The organism is Paramicrobacterium agarici, from assembly GCF_002563955.1.
GTDB classification, from domain to species: Bacteria; Actinomycetota; Actinomycetes; order Actinomycetales; family Microbacteriaceae; genus Paramicrobacterium; species Paramicrobacterium agarici.
On sequence record NZ_PDJE01000001.1, the window covers coordinates 617,269 to 636,999 of the forward strand.

The following is a 19,731-nucleotide window of genomic DNA, read 5'->3' on the forward strand; positions in this document are numbered from 1 at the left end:
AATGACCGAGAACACTGATCGTCCTGTGGTGTCGCATTGGGTTGATGGCGCGGAGTTCACGTCGTCGAGTGGGCGTACGGCGCCTGTGTTCAATCCGGCGACGGGTGAGCAGACGAAGGATCTGGCTCTGGCGAATGATGCGGAGATTCGTGCGGCGATCCGGTCGGCGTCTGATGCGTTTCCGGGGTGGCGCGACCTGTCGATGGCGAAGCGTCAGGCGATCATCTTCAAATTTCGTGAGCTGTTGAACGAGCGCAAGCTCGAGTTGGCCGAGATCATCACGAGCGAGCACGGCAAGGTGGTGTCGGATGCTGCCGGTGAGGTGCAGCGCGGTCTTGAGGTTGTGGACCTGGCGTGCGGTTTCCCGCACCTGATCAAGGGCGATTTCTCGGAGAACGTGTCGACGGGTGTCGATGTGTATTCGATCAAGCAGCCGCTGGGTGTTGTGGGGATCATCAGCCCATTCAATTTTCCGGCGATGGTGCCGTTGTGGTTCTTCCCGATCGCGATCGCGGCGGGTAACACGGTGGTGTTGAAGCCGAGTGAGAAGGATCCGTCGGCTGCGGTGTGGATGGCGAAGCTGTGGAAGGAAGCGGGCCTTCCTGATGGTGTGTTCACGGTGTTGCAGGGGGATAAGCAGGCGGTGGATGGGTTGCTGACGGCGCCGGAGGTGCGGTCGATCTCGTTTGTGGGGTCTACGCCGATCGCGCAGTACATTTACGAGACTGCGGCGAAGCACGGCAAGCGGGTGCAGGCGCTCGGTGGGGCGAATAACCACATGATGGTGTTGCCGGATGCTGATCTGGACCTTGTTGCGGATCAGGCGATCAACTCCGGCTATGGTTCCGCGGGGGAGCGGTGCATGGCACAGTCCGTCGTGATCGCCGTGGAGCCGGTCGCAGACGCGCTGATCGACAAGATCCGTGAGCGCATGGCGAAGCTGACCGTCGGTGACGGGCGCGACAACCCCGACATGGGGCCGCTTGTCACAGCGCAGCATCGCGACAAGGTGCGCGGCTACATCGACATTGCTGAGCAGGACGGTGCCGACATCGTCGTCGACGGGCGTGGTTTCACCGTTGATGGTGCTGAGGACGGGTTCTGGTTGGGCCCGACGCTGATCGACAACATCCCGTTGTCGTCGAAGGCGTACTCGGAGGAGATCTTCGGACCTGTGCTCTCGATCGTGCGGGTGCAGACGTTCCAAGAGGGCATGGACCTGATCAACTCGGGCCAGTTCGGCAACGGCACCGCGATCTTCACCAACGATGGTGGTGCTGCCCGGCGGTTCCAGAACGAGGTCGAGGTCGGCATGATCGGCATCAACGTGCCGATTCCGGTTCCGGTGGCGTATCACTCGTTCGGCGGGTGGAAGCAGTCGCTGTTCGGCAGCGCGAAGGCATACGGTGTGCACGGATTCGACTTCTTCACCCAAGAGAAGGCCATCACCTCACGCTGGCTCGACCCCGCAACCCACGGCGGCATCAACCTCGGATTCCCCGAAAACGACTAGCAGAGCAACGACCAACCCGCACGAGATTTACGGAGCATTCTCATGACGCAGTGGTTCTACCGCAACGGCGAACTCGCCCGCGACGGCTGGCAGAGCGTTGTCGACGGAGAGCTCGAGGGCTGGCAGCACACGGGACTGCGCATCGCCGAGCTGGCGGCAGGGGAGTCGCGCGATCTCTCCGCGGGAGACGTGGAACGGCTCGTCATTCCACTCGCGGGCTCGTTCCACGTTGAGTACGCGAGAGATCAGCTGACGGATGCTGTCGAGAGCGACGTCGCCGTCCTGGTCGGTCGCCGATCGGTCTTCGACGGGCCACCCGACGTTCTCTATCTGCCGGCCGGAACGTCAGCGACGATCTCGGGATCGGGCCGTGTCGCGGTGGCCGAGGCGCCGGTGTCGGGGGAGGCGGCTGCGCAACAGCATCCGGTCACCTACATTCCACAGGCAGACGTTCCCGTCGAGCTGCGCGGTGCCGGGCGCTCGAGTCGACAGGTGCACAACTACGGAACGCCCGCGGCACTCGCCGCATCGAAGTTCATTGTGTGCGAGGTGATCACGCCTGCTGAGAACTGGTCGTCGTTCCCCGCTCACAAGCACGACACTCATGTGCCGGGCACCGAGTCGCGGCTCGAGGAGATCTACTACTTCGAGACGGCCGTGTCTCGCGGGCTCGACGCCCCGGCCGAGGCCGACCCCTTCGGGCTCTTCGCCACGTACTCGTCGAGCGCAGGCGACATCGACATCAACGCGATCGTGCGCACGGGCGACATCGCCCTCGTGCCCTACGGATACCACGGACCCGCCGCAGCGGCGCCCGGGTACGACATGTACTACCTCAATGTGATGGCAGGGCCAGACGCCGAGCGGGTCTGGAACATCACAGACGACCCCGCGCACGGGTGGGTGCGCGCCAGCTGGGAGGGCCAGGAGTTCGACTCCCGGCTTCCGTACCGTGAAGAAGAAGGGCAGTGACCATGTCACGGCGAATGACGGTGGGCCAAGCGCTCGTGGAGTTTCTCGGGCACCAGTGGACGGTAGACGGTGATGTGCGCGAGCGCACGATCCCGGGCGTCTTCGGCATCTTCGGCCACGGAAACGTGGCAGGGCTCGGCCAGGCGATCGCCCAGGCGAACGCTCTCGAGCCCGACCTGCTGCCGTACCACCAGGCGCGCAACGAGCAGGCCATGGTGCACCAGGCGGTCGGCTATGCGCGCATGCACCGCCGGCGCGGCACCTTCGCCTGCGCAGCATCCGTCGGTCCTGGCGCCGCCAACATGCTCACGGGCGCGGCTCTCGCGACGTCGAACCGGCTTCCCGCGCTGCTGCTGCCGAGCGACACATTCGCCACGCGCGTATCTGATCCGGTGCTGCAGCAGCTGGAGATGCCGCACGACACCTCCGTGCAGGTGACCGACGCCTTCCGGCCGCTGTCGAAGTTCTTCGACCGCGTTGACCGCCCAGAGCAGCTGTTCTCGATCGCGCTCGCCGCCATGCGCGTGCTCACGGACCCGGCCGAGACCGGCGCCGTGACGATCGCCCTGCCCGAAGATGTTCAGGCCGAGGTGCTTGACGTGCCCGAGGAGTTTCTCGCCGACCGTGAGTGGCACATTCGTCGCCCACTCGCCGAGCACGGGCCGATCGAGCGTGCCGCCGCGGCGATTCGCGGCGCGCAGAAGCCCATCGTCGTGGCGGGCGGCGGGGTGCTGTACGCCGACGCCGAGAACGATCTGCGTGACCTCGTGGAGCACACGGGAATTCCCGTCGGCACGTCGCAGGCCGGCGGGGGAGTGCTCGCGTGGGACCACGCGCAGAACCTGGGGGGAATCGGGGCGACCGGCACCACGGCGGCCAACCGCATTGCGGAGCAGGCCGACGTGGTGATCGGCATCGGCACCCGGTACAGCGACTTCACGACGGCGAGCCGCACCGCCTTCCAAAACCCCGACGTGACGTTCGTGAACATCAACGTCGCGTCGTTCGACGCCTACAAGCACGGCAGTCAGCTGCCCGTCATCGCCGACGCGGGCGAAGCGCTGCGCAGCCTGCGCACGCTGCTCGACGGTCACCGAGTCTCCGACGAGTTCGCCACGCGCGTGGCCGACGAGAAGAAGGCATGGGATGCTGTCGTCGACGCTGCCTTCGAGCCGACCGGCGCCGAGCTTCCCGGACAAAGCGAGATCATCGGCGCCGTGCAGGGCGCGAGCGACCCGCGCGACGTGATCGTGCAGGCAGCCGGATCGCTGCCGGGAGACCTGCACAAGCTGTGGCGTGTGCGTGACGCCCTCGGCTACCACGTGGAGTACGCGTTCTCGTGCATGGGCTACGAGATCGCGGGAGGACTCGGCGTGCGACGCGGAGCACCCGACCGTGACGTGATCGTGATGGTGGGCGACGGTTCGTACCTCATGCTGCACACGGAGCTCGTCACCGCCGTGGCCGAGGGCCTCAAGATCATCGTGATCATCGTGCAGAACCACGGCTACGCCTCGATCGGAGCCCTGTCGGAGACCACGGGATCCCAGCGTTTCGGCACCAAGTACCGCACGCTCGACGAGTCGGCGCGCAACTTCCAGGGCAACGAGGTGCTGCCCATCGATCTTGCGGCGAACGCCCGCAGCTACGGCGTCGACGTGATCGAGGTGGACCCATCAGCATCCGCCATTGACGACCTGAAACAGGCGATCGCCGCGGCCAAAGCCTCGGACAGGTCGACTGTGATCCACATCAACTCCAACCCGCTCGACTACGCGCCCGACGGCGAGGGCTGGTGGGATGTGCCCGTCGCCCCCGTCTCGGAGCTTGAGTCGACGCAGACCGCATACGACGAGTACCTCGTCGACAAGGCCAGGCAGAAGCCGCTGCTTGGCTGACAGCATCCGCCCACAGAATCGTCAGAACGTCAGAGAGGACGACATTCGTATGTCGAACGGAATTCGCATCGGCACCGCCCCCGACTCGTGGGGCGTGTGGTTCCCCGACGACCCCAATCAGGTTCCGTGGGAGCGGTTCCTCGACGAGGTCGTCGAGGCCGGGTACACCTGGATCGAGCTCGGTCCCTACGGCTACCTGCCGACCGACCCGCATCAGCTTGAAGACGAGCTCGGCACCCGCGGACTCAAGCTCTCGGCCGGCACGGTCTTCACGGGTTTTCACAAGGGCGACGACCAGTGGAAGCGCGCGTGGGATCAGGCGCTCGCCGTTGCAGGGCTCGCCTCGAAGCTGGGCGCTGAGCACCTCGTCGTGATTCCCGATCTGTGGCGCAGCGACGCGACGGGCGAGGCGCTTGAGCCGCGAACGCTCGACGCCGACCAGTGGGCGAAGCTCGCCGCGGCGCACGACCGGCTCGGCAAAGCGCTGCTCGACGAGTTCGGCATGGCCCAGCAGTTCCACTCGCACGCCGACAGCCACATCGGCACCTATCGGGAGGTGGAGCGCTTTCTCACCGAGACAGACGAGCGCTACACGAACCTCTGCCTCGACACCGGGCACTTCGCCTACTACGGCGGCGACAACCTGCGGCTCATCGACGCCTACCCGTCGCGCATTGGATACCTGCACCTCAAGCAGGTCGACCAGGAGCAGCTGTTCGACGTGTTGAAGAACGATGTGTCGTTCAAGGATGCTGTCGCAGACGGCATCATGATCGAACCGCCGAACGGCGTGCCGCCGCTCGCACCGATCATCGAAAAGGTCGCGGCACTCGACCCGAACATCTTCGGCATCGTGGAGCAGGACATGTATGGCTGCGCCGTCGACCACCCGTTCCCCATCGCTCAGCGCACGCGCGAGCACCTGCTCTCATCCACCTCGGCCGCGCGCCTCGACTGAGCCGACCACACAGAAACCTGGCAAGGAGCACACTCATGACCCACAGCGACATCCGCGTCGCCGTCGTCGGCGCCGGAATGATGGGCGCCGACCACATCAGCCGCCTGACGAATCGCGTCGCGGGAGCGCACGTCTCGGCGATCGTCGAACCGGATGCTGGTCGCGCCGACGCCGCGCTCGAGCACGCTCCCGGTGCGCGCGCGTTCGCGAGCATCGAGGAGGCGATTGCCGCAGACGCCGTGGACGCTGTGCTCATCGCGACGCCCGGACAGTTTCACGAACCCGTGATTCTGCCCGCCCTCGACGCGAAGCTGCCGATGTTGTGCGAGAAGCCGCTGACGCAGGAGCCGGAGTCGTCGCGGCGTGTGCTCGAGGCCGAGCAGAAGCTCGACAGGCCGCACATTCAGGTGGGATTCATGCGGCGCTTCGACCGCGAGTACGGACAGCTGCGCGACCTCGTCACCTCGAAAGACGCGGGGGAACTCGTGATGCTGCGCTGCGTGCACCGCAACCCGAGTGTTCCCGACGCGTATCACCAGGACATGCTCATCACCGACTCGGTGGTGCACGAGTTCGACGTTGCTCCCTGGCTCGCGGGAAGCGACGTAAAGAGCGTCGAGGTGAAGTATCCACGCCGCAACTCGCTTGCGCCCGAGCGCCTGAAAGAGCCGATTCTCGTGATCATCGAGCTCGAGAACGGCGTGCTCGTCGATGTCGAGATGAACGTCAGCATCCAGTTCGGCTACCAGGTGGCGACCGAGGCCGTTTTCGAGAAGGGGACCGCTCGCATCGGGCAGCCCAACGGCCTGCAGCGCTGGCAAGACGAGCGCATATTCCAGAAGGAGCATGCAAGTTTCACCACGCGCTTCGCCGACGCCTACGACAACGAGGTTCAGCGCTGGGTGGATGCCGTTCGCCGCGGCGACCTCATCGACGGTCCGAACGCGTGGGACGGCTACAAGGTCGCGCTCGCGTGCGAGGCCGGAGTCACGGCGCTCAACTCCGGCGGCATCGTCGAGATCCCGCACGAGGAGCGCCCGGCGTTCTACGCCTGAGACAGCCGGATGCTGTCGCGAGCAGCTGCTCTGACAGCATCCGCCTCTCTTCCACTGACGAAGGAGCATCATGGTCCGCATCGCACTCGACCCGACACCGTACAACGATTCCGTGCACCTGCTCGACTTTCCCGAGCTCGTCGCGCGACTCGGGTACGAGCACCTGCAGCTGACACCGAACCCCGACTTCGGGCGTCACTTTCACTACCCCAAGCTCGACGACGCGATGATCGCCGAGCTCAAGAAGCGGGCGAAGGACGCCGGCGTGACAATCACGTCGATTCTGCCCGTTCAGCGCATCTCGTGGCCCGACGAGCCGCAGCGTGAAGCGGCCGTGCGCAATATGCGCCGGTACATCGAGGTCGCGGCCGAGCTCGGTGTGCCCATGATCAATACCGAGTTCTCGGGGCGGCCCGAACGCGAGGAGGAGTCGGAGGCCGGCTTCTACCGGTCGATGGACGAGCTGCTTCCTGTGCTGGAGCGCGAGGGCATCACGCTCAACATCGATCCCCACCCCGACGATTTCGTCGAAGACGGTCTCGAGGCCTGGCGCATCATCCGCGGGCTCAACTCACGGCAGGTGGGCTTTGTCTACGTCGCATCGCACACCTTCCACTACGGGGATCGCGCGACAACACTGCTGCCCGAGATCGGCGATCGGCTCGGCGCCGTGTACACGGCAGACAGCTTCGACCACAATCGCTCGCACGGTCTGCGCTACATCAGCAACCCGCCGGGAAACACGGTGCGCATTCACCAGCACTCGGCGATCGGCGACGGCGACGTCGACTGGCAGGAGCTGTTCGGCGTACTCGCGAAGACCGGCTACCTCGATCGAGACGACGCGCTCATCGTGTCGAACGTGTTCGGCGAAGACGAGCGCGCAGATGAGGTCAGCAAATACCAGGTGCAGAAGATCCGCGAGCTCATCGACAAGGCCCGCGCATGAGCGCGCGCACGATCGGCGTTGGCCTCATCAGCGTCGGCTGGATGGGGCGCCTGCACACTCGGTCGTACAAGTCGATTCCCGAGCGGTTCCCCGAGCTGGGCGTGCGGCCGCGTCTGGTGATAGCGGCGGATGCTGTCGCGGAGGCCGCGCAGCAAGCCGTCGACCAGCTGGGCTACGAGCGCTGCACAACCGACTACCGCGACGTGCTTTCGGATCCCGATGTCGACGTCGTGTCGATCTGCGCGCCCAACTTTCTGCACAAAGAGTTCGCGCTCGCCGCCGCCGAGGCAGGCAAGCCGTTCTGGATCGAGAAGCCCATGGGGCGCAACGTCGCCGAGAGCGTGGAGATCGCGCGAGCGGCATCCGACGCTGGCCTCGTCACCGCCGTCGGCTTCAACTATCGCAACGCGCCGGCGGTCTCTCACGCCCGCGAGCTCATCGAACGTGGCGCGCTTGGCATGATCACGAATGTTCGCACGTCGTTCCTCGCCGACTACTCATCAGATCCGCAGGGTGCGCTGACGTGGCGCTTTGAGCGCGAGCGCGCCGGCTCTGGCGTACTCGGCGACCTACTGTCACACGGTTTCGATCTCGCGACGTTTCTCGTCGGAGAGATCGACGAGGTGTCGGCGACGACGGGTACGTACATCACGGAGCGTGCGAAGCCGACCTCGGCAAACGCGAGCCACTTCAGCAAGTCTGCGGGCGGCGAGATGAAGACCGTCGAGAACGAAGACGTTGCTCTCGTGATCGCGAAATTTGCGTCGGGAGCGATCGGCACGTTCGAGTCGAGTCGCATCGCGATCGGCCCTCGGGCGGAGTACGTGATCGAGGTCTATGGAACCGAGGGATCGCTGCGCTGGGACTTCCAGCGTATGAACGAACTGCAGGTCAGTCTGCGCTCAGGAGAGAACTACGGCTACACCGACGTCTACATGAGCCCGGGGCATGGCGACTTCGCGCGCTTTCAGCCCGGCGGCGGCACGAGCATGGGCTTCGACGACCTTAAGGCGATCGAGGCTGCGCTCTTCGTGGAGTCCGTGGTGACGGGTGAGCAGAAGGCGCCGTCGGTCCATGACGGCCTAGCAGCTGCGCGGGCGGCGGATGCCGCGGAGCGCTCGGCCGAGTCGCGCGAGTGGGTCGCGCTCCCCCGCTGACTCCACGGCGTCGTCTCGATCTTCGGCGATAAAACATTCGGCACGGTCGTCTCATCGCTGGCGACGACGGTGTGACCGCAGCCGCGCTACCCCACGGCCGATGTCCACCCGAGGCCGCGCTTGCGATAAATGTCCAGTGTCTTCTGAAACGGAATCACGCCCACTGAATCAGCAGTCTTCCGCCACTCATCCGCGAGTTCGTCCACGAGTTCCGGATGTTGAGAAGCGACATCAATCGTCTCTGAGCGGTCAGTCGACATGTCATAAAGTTCCCAAGTGAAACCGTGTTCGCGCACCAGCTTCCAGTTGCCCTTGCGGTATGCCGCGTTGCCGCAGTGCTCCCACCAGAGCGGTTGTGGGTCGCTAACCTCAGCGCCACGGAGCGTGCTAAGGATGCTGTTGCTCGGCAGCGATGCCGGGGCGTTCACGTGAGCAGCTTCGAGGAGTGTCGGCAGCACGTGAGTGAGCTGAAACGCTCCGTCGATGACTTCCCCGGTAGGGAGATCGCCTTCCGGCCACGAGAAAATGAACGGTGCCGCAATTCCCCCTTCATGAGCCCACAATTTGTAAAGGCGATATGGCGTATTGGACAAATTCGCCCATGCCCGCCCGTAACTCTGGTAGGACTCTTCGCCGCCGGGCATGACCCGAGGATCATTGCCAATATCGACTGATCTACCGTCTTTGGTTCGTTGATTGAGAATGTCGAGCCGCTCGCGAAAGTACTCGAGTTCAATGAGCGGCACCGGGTCAGCAGACGCGCCGTTATCGGAGAGGAAGACGACGATCGTATTCTCGCGAACGTTCTGATCCTTGAGCTCATTGAGGATTGTGCCAACGGCTGAGTCCATCTCCTCGACCATTGCGGCGTAGACGCTCATGCGCTCTATCTGCCATTCCTTGTTCGGTTCGTTCGCCCACTCTGGAACCGACGGGTCTCGCTCTGACAGCGGGGTGCCAGGAGATAGGACGCCGAGCGAGATCTGCCGTTCGAATCTCTCATCACGCAATTCGTCCCAGCCGCGCGCGTAAACCGCTCGATACTTCGCGATCGTCGCCTCGCGTGCATGAAGCGGCCAGTGAGGGGCCGTGAATGGCGCGTAGAGAAAAAATGGTCGATCCCGATCACGATTTCTGAGGAACGATACTGATTCTTCAGCGATTCGATCGGTGTAGAAGAACCCAGGATCCGTGGCCTCGTGGCTCGCGTCGGCGAGATCGCGCGTGAGGGTGCCCGGCCGGTAGTAGCTACCGCAGCCGGTCAGCGTTCCCCAGAAGCTATCGAACCCGCGCTCAGTTGGCCAAGCGCCGTTGGGAGTGTGCATATCTGCGGCGAGATGCCATTTCCCTCGGGCTGCCGTCTCGTAGCCAGCGTCCTTCAGGATCTCAGCGATGGTGAGCACGTCAGGATTGAGATTTCCGCGGTAACCTCCGTCATCTGAATCGTCGCCGGTCAGAATGCCGATCCCCGCTTGATGAGGGTGAAGGCCGGTGAGAAGAGAAGCGCGGCTTGGACTGCATCGTGGTGTGTTGTGAAAGTCACGCAGCCTGACTCCGTCTGCGGCCAACGAGTCGATATGAGGCGTCGAGATCTCGCCGCCAAAGCACCCGATATCCGAGTAGCCGAGGTCGTCGGCAAGTATGACCAGGATGTTGGGCTTGTTCTCACGCACAGAAACTCCAATGTTTCAGCAAAGTCATAACAAATAGGAAACTCTCTTGACTTTCCTAACTTTGTTAGGTCAATATAGCCTAACCAGCACGATGGGGCAATCGGGGGAATCGCAAAGGAGCGAACATGAACGTGAAGAGATGGCGAGTACCCGGCGTAGTCGCCGCCATAGCGGGCGGGAGCCTTATTCTCTCGGGTTGCTCGGGCGGCGGTGGAGGCGCGCTAGGAGAAGGCGGCGGAGACGGTTCGTCCCTCGTCGTCATCACCAATGAGTCTCCCTGGCTCGGCGCGTACGAGGCCGCGATCAAAGTCTATGAGGAAGAGAGCGGCGTAAGCGTTGACCTCCGCACCGTTCCCTACGATGAGGTTCGAACGCAGATCCTCAATGACGTGCAAAGCGGAAGCCATGCATACGACGTCTATCAACTGGACGAACCGTGGATGCCCGAGTTCTTCGAGAACGAATGGGTAGTTCCGTTCACCGATATCGATCCAAGCTACAAAGAGGATCCCGCGATCAACAGCTACGGGAACTTCACTCACTGGGACGCTGAAAAGCGCATTTCGAGTGAATCCGGCGAGGCGATGTCGATTCCCCTGAACGGCAATATCCAAATCCTGTCGTACCGAACTGACGTCTACGAGGAGCTTGGAGCAGAGCCTCCAACGACGTGGGCCGAGGCCATTCAGATTGGTAAGGAAGCTCAGGAACAGGGGCTCGCGAACTATGGGTACACCTTGCGGACGCAGGGATCCAAAGGCGGAGGAACTCAGGTCACCTACGACTTTTTGGCGATCATGTATTCGTATGGGGCCAATTGGTTCAAAGATGAAGGAACGGATTGGACTCCGAACCTCTCGAGCCCTGAAGGAATCAAAGCCGCCACAACGCTGAGAGAGCTCGCGAAGCTCGGCCCGAGTGCAACCGCGACCATTGGACAGGCACAGGTCATCGGCGCAATGCAGGCCGGGGAAACGGCACAGGTGCAGGCGGTTGCCGCCGCGGCACCCAACTTCCTCGACGAGGCGAACTCCAATGTCGTCGAGAACGTCGGTTTCGCTCCGTTGCCCGGAGGCGACGCGGGGCCTGCAGCAGCGAGCGGCGTGTGGGCGCTGACCGTCCCGGCCGGGCTTACTGACGAAAGGTCACAAGCTGCTCTGGACTTCATCACGTGGATGGGCTCGAAGGAGGCGCAGGTTGCGTTTACAGAAGCAGGCGGAATTCCAACGAGAGACGACATCCTCGAATCCGTCGACGTGTCCGATGGGGAACTCGCGTACTTGAACGCAATTCAAGAGGCACTTCCCAACGTGAACAAGCACGTCCGCTATACGTTCGGAGCGAAGATGGCTCCGATCACGGAGAAGTATCTCGCACAGATTGCTGCAGGGTCGATCAGTCCAGAAGAGGGTGTGAAGGCGATCGATGAAGAACTCACGCCGATCATCGAAGAGGCCGGCTACCCGATGGGAGGCGGCAAGTGACCGCAGCCGGGGAGTTACGGAAAAATCCGTCAACTCCCCGGCGGCGCCCTCGTTCCCTTAACCGGGGGCGAGGGTTCGCTACCATCGCCCTCGCGCCGTTTCTCGCGTTCCTCGCAGTATTTGCGCTCTATCCGCTGGGCGAACTCGTACGACTCGCCTTCTCCGACACTCAGATCGTGGACGGACTGTTCGTTTCCAGTTCGTCCGGTTTTGCGAACTTTGCGGAAGTCTGGGCGGATCCGACGACGCAGCAATCTGTCGTGGTCACGATTCTCTTCATCGCGGTGACAGTGATAGGTACGGTAGGGCTCGGAACGACGCTGGCTTTGCTTGTAGACCGAGCGGGCTGGAGCCGAGCCCTCGCACGTAACGTGTTCGTCTGGCCCGCGGTCGTGGCGCCTGTTGTCGTGAGCCTCATGTGGTTGCTCCTGCTGAGCCCTACGGTTGGCGGCTTCAATAAGGTGCTCTTGAACTGGGGGCTGCCGACACAATCGTGGCTCAACTCTGAGAGCGGTGCGTTCCTGTCGGTCGCCGTCGTCGATATCTGGCACTGGACACCCATCGTCTTCCTGTTCGTTTATGCGGCGCTACAAGGAGTCTCGAAAGAAGTCCTCGAGGCGGCGCGTATGGACGGCGCGACTGAGTGGCAAATCACAATGCGGGTCGTCATCCCGATGCTCATGCCCGCGATCCTTGTGGTGACTCTGGTCCGTCTTGTCTCCAGCATCAAAGCATTTGACGAGATGTACTTGCTTACTCGTGGCGGACCAAACGGAGCAACGAATATCGTCAGCCTCCATATCCGTACGCTCTTCTTTGATCAGCTTGAGTTTGGTACCGCTGCCGCGCTCAGCGTGTCAGTAGTTGCCATCGTCTTGGCGGTTGTCGGCGGAGCCTTCTTTGCGCGTCGCATCTCGGCTCTCGGCATTAAGTGAGGTTTGGGCGGAAATGAGTGCACATTCAATGACATCAGAGCCGTCGACGAGGACGACTGTCCTTCGTCAGGGTGCCCGTCGCCCAGCTCGGCAACGGTCACGCGGTTCGGTACTTGTCGACGTCATCATTCTGATTACAGCAATAGCAACTGTCATCCCGATCGCGTGGACGCTCTTTCAGTCGTTCCTGCCTAATCGTGCGATCGTGAATCGATCGTGGGATTTTCCGTTCTGGATCGGCAATTTCACCGAGGTACTGTCCCCAGAAAGTTCCTTCATTGCGCAAATTGGGAATTCGCTCGTGATCACCGCTGGAACGGTGCTTCTGTGCTTGATTCTCGGAGCGCTGTCGGGCTACGCGCTATCGCGGCTTTCTCCATCGAAGTGGCTGACCATCCCGGCATTAGTACTTGCGGCGTTCCTGCCGCTTGTGCCGCCGATGACATTGGTGCCCGGACTGTATCTGACGATGGGCTCTCTCGGGCTCCTCGGTTCGAACCTCGGGCTGATATTCATCAACACGTTGTTCAACCTGCCGTTCGCGGTGCTCCTGCTACGCTCATTCTTCAGCCAGATCCCGGAGGAACTGCGCGAAGCTGCCCTCGTCGACGGCGCCTCGGAGGCTCGAGCCTTCTTCTCCGTTGCGCTTCCGCTTGTGAGGCCAGGTCTGGCCTCCGTCGGCATCTACGTCGCCATTATGGCGTGGAACGAGTTCCTTTTCGGGCTCACCATGACCTCGGGTGGCCCATCTGCGCCCCTGACGGTCGGGATCGCTTCGCTGGTGCAGCCGTTTGACGTGACCTGGGGTGAAATGGCAGCGGCGGGAACGATCGCAGCCGTCCCTATCGTCGTACTCGCGATTGTGGCAAACCGATACATCGTCACTGGCATGACTGCCGGCGCCGTCAAGGGCTAAAGCCTAGCAAGCCACCCTCTCGTTAGACAGGTACTTCTGGCTAGCGCCTCTCCGGTGAAGAGCGTCGGCGTTTGTCGGACGAACTGCGCGAGGCAGGGTCGAACACTGACACGCGGAACGAGCTTGTCCAATGCGCGCCGCTTGTGGATCGCATCGAATACTGTCGAGCCATTGAAGCCTGGGTTGCGGATCAACGCTCGGAGATCGTCGGATGGTTGGATTGAAGCGGGCGTACCAGCAGACGCACCTTCTGCATCAGGTTCGCTGCGGCTGGGTGACTCCGACAGCGATCGTCTATACGCGGGTTTGTTCTGGTCATTCCAGACCATCCCGCTTGCGTGAGGGAGGGATGCTGCAGTGTCTCGGCCCGTCGAGCGGGGCTGTTGCCACTCGACGCGCGTTTTCAATGCGCTGATACCGGCATCATCGGCAACTGCCCGCGCGACAGCGAGAATCTTCGAGTTGGAGCCAGCAGAACGTGCGCACAGCGGTGCTCACTTCCCTTCTCGACTCGATCGCGACAGAATGTCAGAACAAACCTAACGGAGCCGGGCAGGCATCTGACAGCCCGCCGAGAAGGGATCACTCATGCCGCTCGTTCGCATTGACCTCAACGAAGGCCGCAGTCCAGAGCAGGTGCGCGGCATCGCCGACGCCATTCACGACGCGATCGTCGCCGAATACGGCATCCCTGATCGCGATCGATTTCAGATCATCACCGAGCACACGTCGGGGCAGATCATCGCCGAAGACGCCGGCCTCGGGTTTGAGCGCAGCGACGGTGTCGTTATGATCCAGATCTTCACACAGGCCGGTCGAACGGATGCTGCCAAGCAGTCGCTCTACGCGACCATCGCCGAGCGGCTCAACGCTATCGGCGTTACAGGCAACGACGTCTTTCTCGGGTACGTCGAGAACGGTCCTCAAGACTGGACGTTTGGGTTCGGCCGCGCTCAGTATCTCACGGGCGAGCTGGGCGTTCCGGAGGCGTCATGACGGTGAAGATCGGCCTCGTCGGCTTCGGCGCTGGGGGCAGGTGGTTTCATGCACCGTTCATCGCGGCATCTGATGAGTGCGAGCTCGTCGGCATTGTCACGCGCTCACCCGAGCGTCAGCGCCTCGCTCGCGACGAGTACCCGGCAGCGTACATCTGCGACTCCCTTGCCGATCTCGCGGCACTTGGGGTCGACGCGGTCGTGATCACGACTCCACCACAGACCCGCAAAGAGCTCGTGCTCGAGGCGATCGCGCTCGGGCTGCCCATCGTGGCCGATAAACCGTTCGCACCGGATGCTGCAACCGGCAGCCTTCTCGCCGAAACCGCGGAGCGGGCGGGAGTTCTGCTGAATGTCTTTCACAACCGCCGCTTCGACGCCGACATCGTCACCGCGCGCTCCGTTCTCGAATCGGGCGCTCTCGGAGCCCTCCAGCGGCTCGAGCTGCGGTGCGATCAAGACGACCCGAGCTCGATCGAGGCCGGCCCTCAGGGCGGGCTTCTGCGCGACCTGGGGAGCCACGTCGTTGACCAAGCGATCCTGCTTGCCGGCGAGCCCCGCCGCGTGACGGCGCACCTCGAGTGGCAGAACCTTGCGCAGGGGCGCACCGACGTCGGCTTCGTCATCGCCGTTGAGCACGCGTCCGGCGCGTACTCAACGATCTCGGCGTCAAAGGCGTACCGCCTCGAATCGCGTGACCTGAAGCTCCTCGGTGCCGCGGGTACCTATGTCTCCGACTACAGCGACGTGCAGGCGGAGGCCGTGGTCGCGGGCGAGCGTCCCGCGGGCAATCGTGCCGCCTGGGGGTACGAGAGCGACGACCGCTGGGGCACGCTCACCACAGCCGACGGCACTCGACGCGTTACGTCGGAGCAGGGCGATTACACCTGCTACTACGACGCCTTCGCCCACGCGGTCGTCAATGGCGAGGCGGGACCGGTTCCGGCTGCGCAGGGAGTCACGGTGCTGCGGGTGCTGGATGCTGCCAGGCAGAGTGCCGCCGAGCACCGCACCGTCACTCCTTGACGGCGCCCTCCAGCATCCCCTTGATGAAGTGCCGCTGCAGAAAGATGTACAGCAGCACGACCGGAAGCGCCACGAGGATCGCCCCCGCCGCCAGCAGCGCAGTGCCCTGCGTGTACTGACCCTGAAAGAACGCGAGTCCCAGCGGCGCCGTGCGAAACTGCCCGCTCGGCGACATGATGAGCGGAATGAGAAACTCGTTCCACGTCCACATGAACACCAACACCGTCATGGTCGTGAGCGCTGGACGCCCCATGGGCAAAAGCACAGACCAGAGGATGCGGCGCGACGACGCTCCGTCGAGTTTCGCCGCCTCGATCATCGACCGATTCACTCCGCGAAAGTACGTGCGCATCCAGTACGTTCCGAATGCGACGGACTGCGCGACCTGCGGCAGCGCGACGGCCCAGATCGTGTCGACGAGTCCGATGTCGCGCAGGTCGTAAAACAGCGGAACCACGATCACCTCGGCCGGCACCATGATGCCGAGCAGAAAGAGGTAGAACAACGGCGTGCTTCCGGGAAAGCGCATGGTGCCGAAGGCGTAGCCGCTCAACGATGAGAGCACGACCGTGAGCGTGACGACGATGACAGCGACAAGCACTGAGGTGGCCATATACTGGCCGAATCGCCCCTCGACCCAGGCGGCCTGAAAATTCTCGGGATGCCACATGCTGACGCGAGCGTCCGAGGCTGAGGCGGGGCCGAACGCGGTGACGAGGATCGTGGCAACGGGCGTGAGAACGACCAGCGCGACGATGATGAGGATCGCGTAGTTGGCGAAGCGTTCGAACGGGCTGATTCTCATGCTGAACTCCGTTCGCCGAGCCGGTTGACGATGAGGCTGATGATGAAGATGATGACCGTGATCGTCACGCCGACGGCAGCCGCAGAGCCGACCTGGCCGAGCTCGAAAGCCCGCCGGTAGACCTCGTAGCTCGGAACGGTCGTCGAGTACCCTGGGCCGCCGCGCGTGGTCATGTAGATGAGGTCGAAGGTCTTGAGCGACGCGATGAGCGTCAGCGTGAGCGCGACCGTGGTCTCGGCTCGCACCGACGGCACGGTGATCGAGAAGAATTCGCGAATCGGACCGGCACCGTCGAGCCGTGCCGATTCGTACTGCTCGACCGGGATCTTCGCCATTCCCGCCATCAGCAGAACGGTGACAAGCCCGGTGCACACCCACGTGCCGATGAGCCCCACCGCGGGCAGCGCGATGTCGTAGTCGCCGAGCCAGCTTCGCGTGACGGCATCAAGGCCGACCGCGCGCAGTGCACTGTTAAGCAGCCCATCGGGAGCGTAGATCTGGCGCCACGTGACGGCGACCACGACCATGGCGATCACCTGCGGCAGAAAGACCACAGTGCGAAAAAGGGGAAGCCCGCGCACCTTTGCCCGCGTGAGAAGCGCTGCGAGAACGAGGCCGATGCACACGGGCAGAATCGCGAAGAAGAACATGAGCACGAGAGCGTGCACGAACGCGGCTCGAAGCTGCTCGTCGGCCACGATGTCGAGATAGTTCTCAAAGCCGATGAAGGTTCCAAGGGTCAGCCCGTCCCACTCGAAGAACGACAGATGCACCGCTCGGCCGAGCGGAAAGAGCATGAAGGCGCCGTAGATCAGCAGTGCGGGCAAGATGTACAGATACGCGCTGTACTGGTAGCGCCGTGCGGGCCGTGATGCAGCGTTTGCACCACGGCCCGTGCGGTCAGTTCTGGGCGACGAAGTCTGCATAGTCCTTTTCGATGGCCTTCGTAAATTCTTCTGGCGACGTTCGCCCGTCAAGCAGTCCCTGCAGGCTCGAACCGAGCGTGTCGGCCATCGTCGGGGTCGCGTAGTCGAGGTACGGCAGCAGCACGCCGTCTGTCGTCACGGAGTGGAAGACACCGAAGACGTCGGCCTGGACGCCGGACTCGGGAGCGTAGTCTGCGGTGTTGACCACGGGCAGGTTTCCGGTGTCGGCGAGCACCTGCATGGCGTCTTCGTTCGTGATGAAGTCGATGTAGGCGGCAGCCAGATCAGGATACTGTGACGCACTCGTCACGGTAAAGGGCAATCCCGTTCCGCCCGTCGTGTGAATGCCTTCTCCGACCGACGACGTGGGAGCGAAGAAGCCGACGTCATCGCCCATCGCGTCTTCGAGGTCCGCCGCAAGCCATGACCCGCCGATGAGGAAGGTGCCCGACCCGTCGGTGAGCTTCTGCCATGCCGCGTCGTAGTCGGTGCCGTTGACACCCTCGTTGAAGTAGCCGTCTTTCGCCCAGGTGGCGAGCGTCGACGCCGCCTTCTCGTTCTCCGGCGTTGTCCACGAAGCGCCCTCGTTGCCGAAGCCGAGCGTGGCGATCTCATCGCTCGGCACGAGCGCACCCTGCACGAGACCGAAGTCGTGGATGGCGGGCCACTTCTCGATGTTGCCCAGAAGCAGCGGCGTCTGACCGGCATCCTTCACCGTCTTGAGCGCTGACGTGAAGTCGTCCCATGTCTCAGGCACCTCGACGCCGGCGTCCTTGAGCGCAGACTTGCTGTAGAAGACGCCGACGACCTCGCCGACCTGAGGCAGCCCGAAGATCGACCCCTCACCGAACGTGACCCCGTCGGAGCTGTAGCGCGAATACGTGAGCACGCTCTCGGAGTACCGGTCCTCCCAGCCGTAGGCCTCTGCCCACGGGTCGAGACTGACGATCTGACCGGCCTGGACGAAGGCGCCCATCGAGTTGCGGGCGTTGTTCGCCTGAACCACGTCCGGAGCGTCGTCACCGCTGAGCGCGAGACGCAGCGTCTTGTTGAGATCGTCGAACGACTGGGAAACCCGCTTGATCGTGATGTTCGGGTACTTCTCTTCGAACGCGGCGTTGAGCTTGGTCATCTGCTCGTCTTGCCCGCCGCGCACCTCCTGATCCCACACGGTCAGCGTGAGGTCCCCCATGGCCGAGACATCCGTCTTGACCGTGCGGTCGGTGCTCTCGTCAGAGGGGTTCGCATTGTTCGAACCCGGCGTGCACGCTGTGAGCATGAGAGCGGTCGCTGCGGCAATGCTGGCGACCATGATCGAACGTTTTCTCATCATGTGTCCTTATGTGTCGGTGTTTGGGGAGGAGAGAATGTTCCGTGCGCGTGATGTTCGGCCTCGTCGAGGAGCCCGAACGTCGCCTCTGCTCTGCGCACGGAGCGCGTCGCGTGACGAGGGATGGCGTCGTCGAGAAAACCATATTCCCGCGAGAGCTCTCGCGAGTACGCATCGGAGCGGGAGCGAAGCATCGCCCACCAGTCGGCGATGTCACCCCATCCGGGTGATGCGAGAGAGCCCCCGAAGTTCTCGACGGCGAGACCCGAGCACAGAATCGCAAAGCGCAGCCTCTGCTCCAGCGGCCAGCCCTCGAGCGTTCCGAGCACGATGCCCGCGGCGAAAACATCGCCTGCTCCCGTCGCGTCGAACGCCCGAACGGGAAGGCCTGGCGCGCTCGCGCGTTCTCCCGTCTCGGAGTCGACGGCGATGGCGCCATCGGCTCCCCGCGTGACGACGGCGAGAGGCACGCGGTCGGCAAGCTTCGTCAACGCTTGCTCTGGCGTCTCGGTTCGCGTGTACTTCATCGCCTCGACGTGATTGGGCAGAAAGGCGTGGCAGCGGTCGAGGGGAGCCAGCGTGGCGACGTCCCACTTCTCGGTCGGGTCCCATCCGGAATCGGCGAAGATCTTCGTCGCTGCCGTGTCGACGGAGTTCCACCAGGGCTCCTCGTCGTGTGACGTGTGCAGATCGATGATGCACGCGCTCGCCGACGGAGGATTTCCGATCATGGTGGCGAAGCTCTCGGGCATGTCATGACCGTGCGTGATCATGCTTCTATCGCCGTCGGTCGCAATCGAGACCGTGACCGCGGAATGCCAGTGCTCGAACATGCGCGAACGGCTGAGGTCGATGTGCTCCTGCTTGCTCAAAAGTGACCAAGACCATCGTCCGTATGCGTCGTCTCCGAACCCGGTGCTCAGCCCCGTGTTTAGTCCGAGGCGCGAGGCGGCCACGGCGAGATTCGCGATTCCGCCGGGAACCGAGCCCATGCCGTCTGCCATGACCTCCGTACCGGGAGCCATGCGGGACGTCAGTCCCGTGAAGATCACGTCGAAGAAGAGCGAGCCCGCGAGAAAGAGATCAAGGGGCTGCTCGGGCGTGCTGGTCTGAACCGAGTGGCTCGGGTTCATGTCTGA

The 19,731-nt window shown here is 63.2% G+C and carries 17 protein-coding genes; 12 read left to right on the forward strand and 5 right to left on the reverse strand.

Translation table 11 applies throughout. The features are described 5' to 3' along the window. The first annotated feature begins 1 nt into the window (after position 1). From ATJ78_RS03135 to ATJ78_RS03165, 7 genes are all read left to right on the forward strand, one after another. The gene (locus tag ATJ78_RS03135) at positions 2-1,513 is read left to right on the forward strand and encodes a CoA-acylating methylmalonate-semialdehyde dehydrogenase (protein WP_098406267.1); all 1,512 of its coding nucleotides are present in this window, start codon (positions 2-4) and stop codon (positions 1,511-1,513) included. Between the two features lie 42 nt (positions 1,514-1,555). After that, complete coding sequence (gene iolB / locus ATJ78_RS03140; RefSeq protein ID WP_098406268.1) at positions 1,556-2,485, forward strand: 5-deoxy-glucuronate isomerase; 930 nt, start codon at positions 1,556-1,558, stop codon at positions 2,483-2,485. Positions 2,486-2,487: 2 nt separating this feature from the next. Beyond that, the gene (gene iolD / locus ATJ78_RS03145; protein WP_245836183.1) at positions 2,488-4,383 is read left to right on the forward strand and encodes a 3D-(3,5/4)-trihydroxycyclohexane-1,2-dione acylhydrolase (decyclizing); all 1,896 of its coding nucleotides are present in this window, start codon (positions 2,488-2,490) and stop codon (positions 4,381-4,383) included. Positions 4,384-4,432: 49 nt separating this feature from the next. After that, positions 4,433-5,341, forward strand: coding sequence for a sugar phosphate isomerase/epimerase family protein (locus tag ATJ78_RS03150; RefSeq protein WP_098406270.1), 909 nt, complete (start codon positions 4,433-4,435; stop codon positions 5,339-5,341). Positions 5,342-5,376: 35 nt separating this feature from the next. Then, complete coding sequence (locus ATJ78_RS03155) at positions 5,377-6,396, forward strand: Gfo/Idh/MocA family protein (protein ID WP_098406271.1); 1,020 nt, start codon at positions 5,377-5,379, stop codon at positions 6,394-6,396. Positions 6,397-6,466: 70 nt separating this feature from the next. Further along, on the forward strand, positions 6,467-7,345 hold the full coding sequence (locus tag ATJ78_RS03160) for a sugar phosphate isomerase/epimerase family protein (protein WP_098406272.1): 879 nt from the start codon (positions 6,467-6,469) through the stop codon (positions 7,343-7,345). After that, positions 7,342-8,502 carry a Gfo/Idh/MocA family protein gene (locus ATJ78_RS03165; protein ID WP_098406273.1) on the forward strand — a complete coding sequence of 387 codons (1,161 nt, stop codon included), beginning with the start codon at positions 7,342-7,344 and terminating at the stop codon, positions 8,500-8,502. Before ATJ78_RS03160 ends, ATJ78_RS03165 begins: the two co-directional genes overlap by 4 nt. Before the next feature lie 86 nt (positions 8,503-8,588). Here the strand turns inward: ATJ78_RS03165 and ATJ78_RS03170 are convergent, their stop codons facing one another. Further along, a complete protein-coding gene (locus tag ATJ78_RS03170; protein WP_245836184.1) occupies positions 8,589-10,175 on the reverse strand; it encodes an arylsulfatase in 1,587 nt (528 codons plus the stop codon). A 125-nt stretch (positions 10,176-10,300) separates the two neighbouring features. Between ATJ78_RS03170 and ATJ78_RS03175 the strand changes: the two genes are divergently transcribed. The 5 genes from ATJ78_RS03175 to ATJ78_RS03195 all read left to right on the forward strand — a co-directional run bounded on the left by ATJ78_RS03175 (position 10,301) and on the right by ATJ78_RS03195 (position 15,531). Then, complete coding sequence (locus tag ATJ78_RS03175) at positions 10,301-11,659, forward strand: extracellular solute-binding protein (protein ID WP_098406275.1); 1,359 nt, start codon at positions 10,301-10,303, stop codon at positions 11,657-11,659. Positions 11,660-11,835: 176 nt separating this feature from the next. Then, entirely contained in the window at positions 11,836-12,594 is a 759-nt protein-coding gene (locus ATJ78_RS03180; protein WP_169923373.1) for a carbohydrate ABC transporter permease, read from the forward strand. Positions 12,595-12,799: 205 nt separating this feature from the next. Then, positions 12,800-13,510 carry a carbohydrate ABC transporter permease gene (locus ATJ78_RS03185; protein ID WP_245836185.1) on the forward strand — a complete coding sequence of 237 codons (711 nt, stop codon included), beginning with the start codon at positions 12,800-12,802 and terminating at the stop codon, positions 13,508-13,510. A gap of 588 nt (positions 13,511-14,098) precedes the next feature. Next, positions 14,099-14,506, forward strand: coding sequence for a tautomerase family protein (locus tag ATJ78_RS03190; protein WP_098406278.1), 408 nt, complete (start codon positions 14,099-14,101; stop codon positions 14,504-14,506). Further along, the gene (locus ATJ78_RS03195; RefSeq protein ID WP_098406279.1) at positions 14,503-15,531 is read left to right on the forward strand and encodes a Gfo/Idh/MocA family protein; all 1,029 of its coding nucleotides are present in this window, start codon (positions 14,503-14,505) and stop codon (positions 15,529-15,531) included. The genes ATJ78_RS03190 and ATJ78_RS03195 overlap by 4 nt, the downstream gene beginning before the upstream one ends. Here the strand turns inward: ATJ78_RS03195 and ATJ78_RS03200 are convergent. The 4 genes from ATJ78_RS03200 to ATJ78_RS03215 are packed head-to-tail and all read right to left on the reverse strand — an operon-like array spanning position 15,521 to position 19,725. Further along, positions 15,521-16,336 carry a carbohydrate ABC transporter permease gene (locus tag ATJ78_RS03200; RefSeq protein WP_098406280.1) on the reverse strand — a complete coding sequence of 272 codons (816 nt, stop codon included), beginning with the start codon at positions 16,334-16,336 and terminating at the stop codon, positions 15,521-15,523. The genes ATJ78_RS03195 and ATJ78_RS03200 overlap by 11 nt on opposite strands. Next, complete coding sequence (locus ATJ78_RS03205) at positions 16,333-17,262, reverse strand: carbohydrate ABC transporter permease (protein ID WP_098406281.1); 930 nt, start codon at positions 17,260-17,262, stop codon at positions 16,333-16,335. The genes ATJ78_RS03200 and ATJ78_RS03205 overlap by 4 nt, the downstream gene beginning before the upstream one ends. Next, entirely contained in the window at positions 17,237-18,595 is a 1,359-nt protein-coding gene (locus tag ATJ78_RS03210; protein WP_098406282.1) for an ABC transporter substrate-binding protein, read from the reverse strand. Before ATJ78_RS03210 ends, ATJ78_RS03205 begins: the two co-directional genes overlap by 26 nt. Further along, the gene (locus ATJ78_RS03215; RefSeq protein ID WP_098409176.1) at positions 18,592-19,725 is read right to left on the reverse strand and encodes a PfkB family carbohydrate kinase; all 1,134 of its coding nucleotides are present in this window, start codon (positions 19,723-19,725) and stop codon (positions 18,592-18,594) included. Before ATJ78_RS03215 ends, ATJ78_RS03210 begins: the two co-directional genes overlap by 4 nt. Positions 19,726-19,731: the final 6 nt, after the last annotated feature.

Bases quoted from the DNA above. Each gene is read 5' to 3' on its own strand.
- ATJ78_RS03200 (WP_098406280.1), bottom strand. From the start codon at position 16,336: ATGAGAATCAGCCCGTTCGAACGCTTCGCCAACTACGCGATCCTCATC.
- ATJ78_RS03175 (WP_098406275.1), top strand. From the start codon at position 10,301: ATGAACGTGAAGAGATGGCGAGTACCCGGCGTAGTCGCCGCCATAGCG.
- ATJ78_RS03135 (WP_098406267.1), top strand. From the start codon at position 2: ATGACCGAGAACACTGATCGTCCTGTGGTGTCGCATTGGGTTGATGGC.
- iolD (WP_245836183.1), top strand. From the start codon at position 2,488: ATGTCACGGCGAATGACGGTGGGCCAAGCGCTCGTGGAGTTTCTCGGG.
- ATJ78_RS03210 (WP_098406282.1), bottom strand. From the start codon at position 18,595: ATGATGAGAAAACGTTCGATCATGGTCGCCAGCATTGCCGCAGCGACC.
- ATJ78_RS03155 (WP_098406271.1), top strand. From the start codon at position 5,377: ATGACCCACAGCGACATCCGCGTCGCCGTCGTCGGCGCCGGAATGATG.
- ATJ78_RS03195 (WP_098406279.1), top strand. From the start codon at position 14,503: ATGACGGTGAAGATCGGCCTCGTCGGCTTCGGCGCTGGGGGCAGGTGG.
- ATJ78_RS03205 (WP_098406281.1), bottom strand. From the start codon at position 17,262: ATGCAGACTTCGTCGCCCAGAACTGACCGCACGGGCCGTGGTGCAAAC.
- ATJ78_RS03150 (WP_098406270.1), top strand. From the start codon at position 4,433: ATGTCGAACGGAATTCGCATCGGCACCGCCCCCGACTCGTGGGGCGTG.
- ATJ78_RS03165 (WP_098406273.1), top strand. From the start codon at position 7,342: ATGAGCGCGCGCACGATCGGCGTTGGCCTCATCAGCGTCGGCTGGATG.
- ATJ78_RS03215 (WP_098409176.1), bottom strand. From the start codon at position 19,725: ATGAACCCGAGCCACTCGGTTCAGACCAGCACGCCCGAGCAGCCCCTT.
- ATJ78_RS03190 (WP_098406278.1), top strand. From the start codon at position 14,099: ATGCCGCTCGTTCGCATTGACCTCAACGAAGGCCGCAGTCCAGAGCAG.
- iolB (WP_098406268.1), top strand. From the start codon at position 1,556: ATGACGCAGTGGTTCTACCGCAACGGCGAACTCGCCCGCGACGGCTGG.
- ATJ78_RS03160 (WP_098406272.1), top strand. From the start codon at position 6,467: ATGGTCCGCATCGCACTCGACCCGACACCGTACAACGATTCCGTGCAC.